General features: G+C 62.3%; 8 protein-coding genes. 7 read left to right on the top strand and 1 reads right to left on the bottom strand.

Annotated elements, in window-relative coordinates; translation table 11 throughout:
• The 7 genes from ACFFAR_RS18160 to ACFFAR_RS18130 form a co-directional block, all read left to right on the top strand.
• A partial coding sequence (locus ACFFAR_RS18160; RefSeq protein WP_375508221.1) for a transporter substrate-binding protein occupies positions 1-643 on the top strand: 643 nt, incomplete at its 5' end.
• Entirely contained in the window at positions 643-1242 is a 600-nt protein-coding gene (locus ACFFAR_RS18155; protein ID WP_375508220.1) for an ANTAR domain-containing response regulator, read from the top strand. The genes ACFFAR_RS18160 and ACFFAR_RS18155, both read left to right, overlap by 1 nt.
• A gap of 461 nt (positions 1243-1703) precedes the next feature.
• Positions 1704-2144, top strand: coding sequence for a N,N-dimethylformamidase, small subunit (locus ACFFAR_RS18150; RefSeq protein ID WP_174364369.1), 441 nt, complete (start codon positions 1704-1706; stop codon positions 2142-2144).
• A gap of 86 nt (positions 2145-2230) precedes the next feature.
• Positions 2231-4627 (top strand): N,N-dimethylformamidase beta subunit family domain-containing protein, encoded by a 2397-nt coding sequence (locus ACFFAR_RS18145; RefSeq protein ID WP_174364368.1) that lies wholly within the window; start codon positions 2231-2233, stop codon positions 4625-4627.
• Between the two features lie 17 nt (positions 4628-4644).
• Positions 4645-5553, top strand: a complete 909-nt coding sequence (locus ACFFAR_RS18140) for a hypothetical protein (RefSeq protein WP_174364367.1) — start codon at positions 4645-4647, stop codon at positions 5551-5553.
• Positions 5550-6233 carry an SEL1-like repeat protein gene (locus tag ACFFAR_RS18135; protein WP_174364366.1) on the top strand — a complete coding sequence of 228 codons (684 nt, stop codon included), beginning with the start codon at positions 5550-5552 and terminating at the stop codon, positions 6231-6233. Before ACFFAR_RS18140 ends, ACFFAR_RS18135 begins: the two co-directional genes overlap by 4 nt.
• Before the next feature lie 16 nt (positions 6234-6249).
• Positions 6250-6552 carry a hypothetical protein gene (locus ACFFAR_RS18130; protein WP_375508219.1) on the top strand — a complete coding sequence of 101 codons (303 nt, stop codon included), beginning with the start codon at positions 6250-6252 and terminating at the stop codon, positions 6550-6552.
• On the opposite strand, the gene ACFFAR_RS18125 is transcribed toward ACFFAR_RS18130, so the two are convergent.
• Positions 6553-8102: nitric oxide reductase activation protein NorD (locus tag ACFFAR_RS18125; protein WP_375508218.1), on the bottom strand; the 1550-nt coding region annotated here is incomplete at its 5' end.

Raw genomic sequence — 8102 nt, 5'->3', positions numbered from 1 at the left:
CGACGCAAGCGAAGACAGCTACCGCGCCATCACCGACCGCATCGCCGCGCTGGCCCCGGACTTCGTTTTCTCAACAGTGGTCGGCGTGGGTGTCGAGCGCCTGTATCGCAGCTTCGCAAAGAGTGGTCTCGAACCATCCACGATTCCGATTGCGAGCGTGACCACGTCGGAAGCGGAGATCGCCGCAATGGGCGCACATCTCGGCGAAGGCCATTTCACGTCGGCCTCCTACTTCCAGTCTGTCGATACCCCGACGAACCGTGCGTGCATCGACAATTACCGGCGCTTCATGGGCGCAGACGCCGTCACGAACATGTGCTGGGAGGCCGCTTACTTCCAGATGCACGTGCTTGCCAATGCCATGCGCAGCATGGGCACGTCGGGCAGCGACAATCCGGTGTCGCTGCTGCGTGTCCTGCCCGGCATGGAGTTCGATGCTCCGCAAGGACGTATCCGCATGGACGAGGAAAATCACCATGCCTATTTGCACACGCGAATTGGCCGGTGTAACGCATCAGGGCAATTCGATATCGTCGCAGCCATGCCCGCCCGCGTGCGAGCCGATCCATTCGTGATCGCGCACACGCCAACCGAAGGCGGTCAGTTCGAAGGTGTCGCCCCCACGGTCGCCAGGAGCCGCTGATGAAGCGTAGCCAGCCCACGCTGCAGTCGTTGCAGGACATACGTACGCTGCGCATAGCGGTGGTGCACCCGCCGGATCAGGACCGCGACGAGTTGCTGGGACACCTGAAGCGGATCGGATGCAAGGTTCAGGTTTGCTGGCCGAATCTGGATGCGGCGCTCCATGAAGTAGATCTGGTGATAATGGCGGTGAACCCCCAGACTGCGGCATGCCATTTTGAATGGCTTGGCCAGGAAGGCGCGCCGCCCATCATCCCGGTCGTCACCTATGAAAACCCCGTGGTGATCCAGGCCATCATGCAACTCAATGCGTTCAGCGTGATTCCTTCGCCGGTCCGCTCGTTCGGCGTGCTGACCGCTATCGCCGTAACGCTCGCCCAGCACAAGACGCAAAAAACGCTTGAGAAGACCATCAGGCGCGCCGAGGAAAAAGCGGCCAAACAGCGCACCATCGAGCTTGCCAAATCAATCCTGATGAAAACGCAGCAGCTCTCCGATGAAGACGCTTATTTGGCGCTGCAGGCGCAGGCTCGCATGAATCACCTGCACATAGAAACCGTGGCGGACGAGATCGTGAGAGCAGATGCAGTGAGGAACTAGGACTTCACGCATGCAGTGCGACGCGCACCAAGCGAACACGAAGACGCACCGTGAATGCGCACATGGCGATAGTCGCACTCCAGGCACGATACGCTTGAACAGCAGGCAAACGGCGTCAGTGCAAGCACTGGAAGTCGTATTGCAGTATCCGTAGAATCCGGGCATGCTTGTTGCATCAAGATCGATGCAATGCTTAGCGGGGTACGTTCGAATAACCCGTGACTGGAAGCAACGAAGCGCGCCTCATGATGCTGGGCGAGACAAAGAGGTCTCATCCGGTAACGGCCAAAAAGCCCGATTTGCCAGTGTCTTGGCAATCGGGCTTTTTGCGTTTCGGCGGCTGTTGCAACGTCGCGGCGTGCTTGCATATGAATACCGGGGCATTGAATCGGCTACGCCAAATGCAGCTTCAACGCCAATAATTCGTAATCCTTTATAAATCTTTTCAAGAGGATGAATTCATGATACCTATACCGAAGAAGGGAACACCGGAACGCGACAGGCTGATCGCGCTTCACAAGGAATGTACCGAGTCGATGCATGGGGTGGCGGGCTTTTCAGTCCTCAAGTGCGGCACGACCGGCGACACCACCGTTGTCACCGGCGGCACCCACGAACACGCGGATCTCAGGCGCGTGCTGCTGCGCATGCGGGGGGCATCGCCGAAAAACAAGCTGGTGATTATCTGCACGAAAATCGATGCCGAATGGAGAATCGGCCGGCTTTCCGGCATTCGCGGCGTTCCGCCGGTGTTCGCGACCGATGACGTGTATTCGAGCGAACAGGACATCCAGCACGCGATCTTCCTGATGCGCCTGGACGAAATGCCGGAGACGGATGGCATGCCCGAACATTATTCGCAGGGCTACAAGCGCCGCGACGACAACTGGCCGGTGACCTGACGCGGCTGGTCAATAACGTCGCTTACGTTGCTTTACCCCTACGACCGCTGCTCAATGGAGCGGCATGAAGGCAGGAGCCAATTACCATGTGTGCGATGCGACTCACGGGCTACGCTGACAAATTCAGCGTGCATCCGGGCGACACGATCAAGTTCTATGTCAACTGTGACGGGCCGGCGCAGTATCGCGCGTCGATCGTGCAGATGATCAATGGCGACACCAATCCTCGCGGCCCCGGCTTCATCGAAAAGGCCGTCATGGCCGACTGCGAAGCGACTTACGACGGCCGTGCCCAGGCGGTCTACGGCGGCTCCTATGCGTATGTGCAGGACGCATCGCAGTTGCGGGTCGAGAGCTTTACGCTGCAATGCTGGATCTGGCCGACGACGCCCTGCACGGATGCCCGTTACTGGAAGCACGGCGCACAAGGACTGGTCACCAAGTGGTCGGACGGTGCGGGATACGGCCTTTTCATCAACGACGAGGGCTGCGCGGAACTGCGCATCAACGGCAGGACCTTTACCACGGGCACGCGCCTGCGTGACCACGCGTGGCATTTCCTGGCCGCCACCTTCGACGTCGGCACGGGCGCCGTGATGCTGTATCACGAGCCGCAAATTGCCTATGCACTCGATCCCGTGATCGCACCGGTCGAAGCACGATTTGCCGATGCCATCGTCCATGCCGACATACCGCTTGTCATCGCAGGCTACGTGAAGGGTCTTGAGAGCGGTCCGATCGGCCGCTCATCGCTTCCTCAAGGTGTGTTGATCGGCGGCCATTACAACGGCAAGATCGACAGTCCGCGCCTGTGCAAACGCGCGCTCTCACGCCTCGAGATCGAGACCATGAAGGCAGGCGTCCAGCCAGGACTCAGCGAGCGCAGGCATTCCGGTCCGACCGGTCCGCTTTCGGAGTGCATCGTTGCCGCATGGGATTTCGCGGATGGCATCGACACGATCGTCTGCCGCGATCACGGACCCTACAAATTCGACGCATCGCTGGTCAATTGCCCGACCCGCGCGCTTACCGGCTATAACTGGGCGGGTCGCAACTTCGACTGGAAACATGCGCAAAAAGAATACGGCGCGATCCACTTTCACGACGACGACCTGGATAACGCGCGCTGGGATGTGAGCTTCGAATGGACCGTGCCGGCTGATATCAAAAGCCGTTTCTACGCGGCGAAGCTCACCACCTCCGAGGGCGACGAGGACTACATCCCGTTCTGGATCGTGCCGAAACTCGGTGCCAACAAGTCGAAGATCGCGGTCATGGTGCCGACCATCAGCTACATGGCGTATGCCAATGAACACGTGGCCTGCAACGCCGGCGGCGCGGAGCTGTTCGTGTACCGCGTGCCGATCATGCAGCAACAGAACATGTTCCTTTCCGAGCATCGTGAATATGGCGGCTCGATCTACGATACCCACACCGACGGCAGCGGCATCTGCCTCTCGTCGCGGCTGCGCCCGATCCTGAGCATCCGGCCGAAGTACGATCATTTCCTTGCCCAGGCGCCGTGGCAATATCCGGCGGACCTGCATCTCGTGTACTGGCTCGAAACACTCGGCTACGAGTACGACGTCTTCACCGACGAAGACCTCACCTACGACGGACTGGCGCGGCTCGAAGACTACAACGTCATCATCACCGGCTCTCACCCCGAGCATAACTCCGGCCCCCAGCTCGACGCGCTGCACGACTACACGCAGCGCGGCGGCCGCATCATGTACATGGGCGCGGACGGCTGGTACTGGGTGCATTCGTATCACCCCGCGTACGAGGGCATGGGCCGTGGAGTCGTGACGGAAATGCGCCGTTGCGAGTCGGGCATTCGCACGTGGCGTGCCGATCCGGGCGAGTACTATCACCAAGGCACAGGCGAACTCGGCGGCATGTGGCGCTATCGCGGACGCTATCTGCATTCGGTTGCGGGCACCGGCATGTCATCGGAGGGATTCGACATTTCCAGTTACTTCTCGCGCACGCCGGAGAGCCTGGACGAACGCGTCGGCTGGGCGTTCGAAGGTATCGAGTACGATGAAAAGCTCGGCAACTTCGGCCTGGTCGGCGGCGGGGCGGCGGGACTGGAACTGGATATTGTCGATACCATGCTCGGCTCGCCGCCGCATATCCTGACGGTGGCGACCTCGGCCGGACGGCATACCGAAGCGTACCTGCTCGTCATGGAAGACTTCGGCTTCAACCAGCAAGGTCTCGACGGGACCGTGCATCCCCGCGTGCGTGCCGACATCACGTTCCACGAGACGCCGAACGGTGGCGGCTGCTTTGCGTTCAGTTCGATCGCGTACTGCGGCTCACTGCCCTGGAACAACTGCGACAACAACATCTCGCGGCTCACCCAAAACGTGCTCGACCGCTTCAGCGCCGATGGACCGTTGCCGGCCGCGCCGGAAAGCGCGGTCAAATACCGGGGACGCGCGGACTATGAATCGCCCGCCGTCGTGACAACGAGCTGATCGCCGGGAGACCTTGCATGAGTGAGATCGGTGCCACTGGCATGCATGCCGATGCCTATCGCTCGCTGGCGTTCGCGAAGATCGAGGATGATGCGATCTGGACCCGCGAGTGGATCTGCATTGGCGTCGACGAGGACATCGCCGGCGCGGGCGACCTGCTGCCCTTCACAGCCGGCGATCACGCGGTACATGTGCAGCGTCTTGCCGGCGGCCGTCTCGCGGGTCGCTTCAATCTCGCGCAGCATGGCGGTTGCCGCGTCGTGCCCCTGCAGTGCAGGCAGGGCGCCAAGACATCGTGTTCGTTCACGTCTTGCGGACATAGTCGCGACCGGCCACCCATGCCGGCCGATGAAACCAGTCAGCCGAGCCCGCAGATGTACCAGTATCTCGGTCTGCGGCCGGAGCGGTTGCTGGGCGTTCGGGTCGCCGTGTCCGGAGGCCTTCTGTTCGTGCATCTCGACCCGGCCGGGCCGTCATTTCGGACGGTGGACGGCCTCGCACCTTCCGGTCTTGCATCCTCGCGCCGGGACCATGGGTGGCTTGAGATCGAAGGCAACTGGAAACACGTCGGCCAATGTATGGCGGCGGGGAAAATGGCGCCGAAGTTCTCGGACCGATGTGCGTCCTTCGACGGTATCGACGATAGGGTCAGCGCAATGTGGTGCTTTCCAAACCTGATCGTTCTCAGGTGCGCAGGCAGCACCTGTGCAGTCGTGCTTCAGCCCATTGCGTTGCAGCGCGCTCTGTGCCGCATCAGCGTGTACGGCGCTGACCCGTTTTCCGTGTGGCGCGAACGCTTGCTGCAACGATGTGCGTCGCCCTGTGCCCGCGCCGACGAATCCGATTCGCGCCGCTGGTTCGAAAATGTGCTTGACGGCCACATTGCCCGCCGCGCGGGCCTTTCAATCCTAGGAGACTCTGCATGAACCCTGTCAAGGACACCAGTCTCGACGACGCCGTGACGCATTACACGAAGGGCCGCTTCAGCGAAGCGTTCGCACTGTTCGAGACCCTCGCCCACGCCGGCGACAAAGACGCACAAGCGTGGCTCGCCGCGCTATACGCAAACGGTGAAGGGGTCTCTGCCGATCTGCCGCGCGCGATCGATTGGTACAAGAAGGCCGCGATTCAGGGCCATACGCAGGCACAGACAAATCTCGGCGCGATGATGCTCTCGACCCACGATGCCCTGCAAAACGAAGCCGAGGGCGTGCGCTGGATCATGATTGCGGCGGAAAACGGCGATCCGTTCGCGCAGGCGAATCTCGCCGGTCTCTTTGCGAAAGGCCGCGGCGTGCAGCAGGACGACGCGGCTGCCGCACACTGGTACAGGCGGGCGGCGGAACAAGGGCATTACCCGTCGCAGGCCCGGCTTGGTTTTAGCTATGCGACTGGACGCGGCGTGGAGCGCGACCGGGTACAGGCGTTCGCCTGGTTGTCTCTTGCCGCGCAGCACGGCGTGGGCACCGCGCTCAACGCGCTGGAGAACGTACTCACCGATATGTCGGTCGAGGAAAAGCGCGCGGGCGCGACGCTCTTCGATCAATGGCGCGCGCGCACGGCAAGCGGCGCGTCGCCTGCCCGCCTGATGCCCTTGCCAGGCTAGCTGCAAGGAGATGACGATGAACTACAGCGTGCAGCAGATCAAGTTCGAGTGCTTCAGCTACATCAAGGAATTCGGCGCGCGGATGGAGGACTGGGCGATAGGCGCCGCGAGCGATCCGGAAAGCGCGCTGTTCGGCGAACTCGCGCTCGATCGCGCGGAAGACGTCTGGATGTGGAAGCCGGCGCTGTCGCCGGCAGCGGCCCTGGCGGTCATAGACTTCATGACGTCGCGATACCGGCTGGAACGCACAACGCCGAATCCCGGCACGACTCCCGCGCGTTTCGTCTTCTTGTACAAAAAACGAATGCTCGCCGCCTGATCATGTTGCGCGTAGCAAGGCCTTGGCGAGATCGGCAGGGGTTCTCAGCGACGCGACCCGGTTGCGGCCGAACATGGCCGCCGCCGTCTCGAGCGATGTGTCGTCCGGCGACAGGCATGCGCAACGGATTCCCTGCTGCTTGAGTTCACCGATCGCGCGGCGCATGTCGTCACGCAGATACCGGGGATCGAAGCTATCGATGTCGTAGGGCACGCCATCCGAGACGACCCACACCGAGCCGGGCAGATCCTCGGTCATGTGCGGCCGGAGTTGCTCCCCCACGTGACGCAGCGCTGCGCCAAAGCGTGTCGAGAGCCCGGGCACGGCGTGCATCAAACGCTGTTCTGCTTCGATGCCCCACCTGTCGTCGAAGTCCTTGAAGCGGTGGATACGAACGCGTTCGCGGCCATCGGAGTGAAAGCCATATAACGCGAAGCACCGCTCGCTCGCAGCAAGCGCCCGGCCGAGAAGGCAACTCGACGCAAGCGCACCGTGCATCCGCCCCGCCGTTCCCGACGAGGCCGACAGATCGATCAGCACCGCCAGCGGACCACTCCGCGCGCTCAGTCGCTGGTTGGCAAACGCCTTGAAATCGTCGGTCGCGCCGCGCCGGGCATCCACCCTGCCTTCAACGCAGGCGTCGAGAGCGAGCACGTCGCCTTCGTAAGCGAGCGTCTTCCCTGTCACCACGCGATACCGCGTCGAACGCAACAGCGCACGCACACGCCCTTCGGCGGGGTCGTGCGGCGGCGAGACCCGCGTCGCACCCGATGGAACGGCGCACACTGTCTCGACCCTGCACCAGTTCGCCCGGTAACGGCGTATCACGTAATCCCACTCGCGATATCGTGCAACGGACAGAACCGTCAGCAAGCCCTCGTCCGCACGGACCTCGTGCCCCGCTGCCGGTAAATCGCCGGGGCAGTCGGCGACCTTTTCGGTTGGCCGGTCGTCATCTGCCGGCAAGTCGCGAACATCGCCCGATGCCTGAGCCGACCCGTTTCGTTCGGCCGGCGTGTCATCGTCGGATGGCGCAATGGGCGTCGGTTCCGCTTGCCAGACGAGGCTGTTGTCATCGCGATAAGGCGCGTCCTGCGCATACGTCTTCGCGTTGAACTGCACGCGCATCTGGCCGAGATCATTGCCGAGGAGATTGCCGATTTCACGGGATATCGCGGGGTCCAGGCCAAGCGTGGCGTTGAACGCCCGATCGAACAGCGCACGGCCCTTGTTCACCCAGCCGTCGTCGTCGGCATAGTCGGCATCGAGCAATGCGCGAGAGAGACGTGCTATCAGCGCGCTCGCCGTCTTCACGCTGTCGGCCGTCGCCTGGTGAAACGGCAGCCACCAGTGACGCAGTCCGGGATAACGCTGCATCGCGAGCCGCTCGACCCGCGCGTCCTCGATCGCACCCACGAGCGCGATCTGGAGCGGCCGGAGCTTGCCGCGCTCGTAACGCATGGTCGACCATGTCAGGTGAGCGGCCGCGTGCGCGGCACTCGCGAGATACAAGCGACGTGCATCGGTCGAACCGGGACAGGCAACTCGCG

Source organism: uncultured Caballeronia sp., from assembly GCF_964243625.1.
Classification (GTDB): domain Bacteria; phylum Pseudomonadota; class Gammaproteobacteria; order Burkholderiales; family Burkholderiaceae; genus Caballeronia.
Note: the sequence above shows the minus strand (reverse complement) of the source record. Positions and strands in the feature narration are given on the sequence as shown.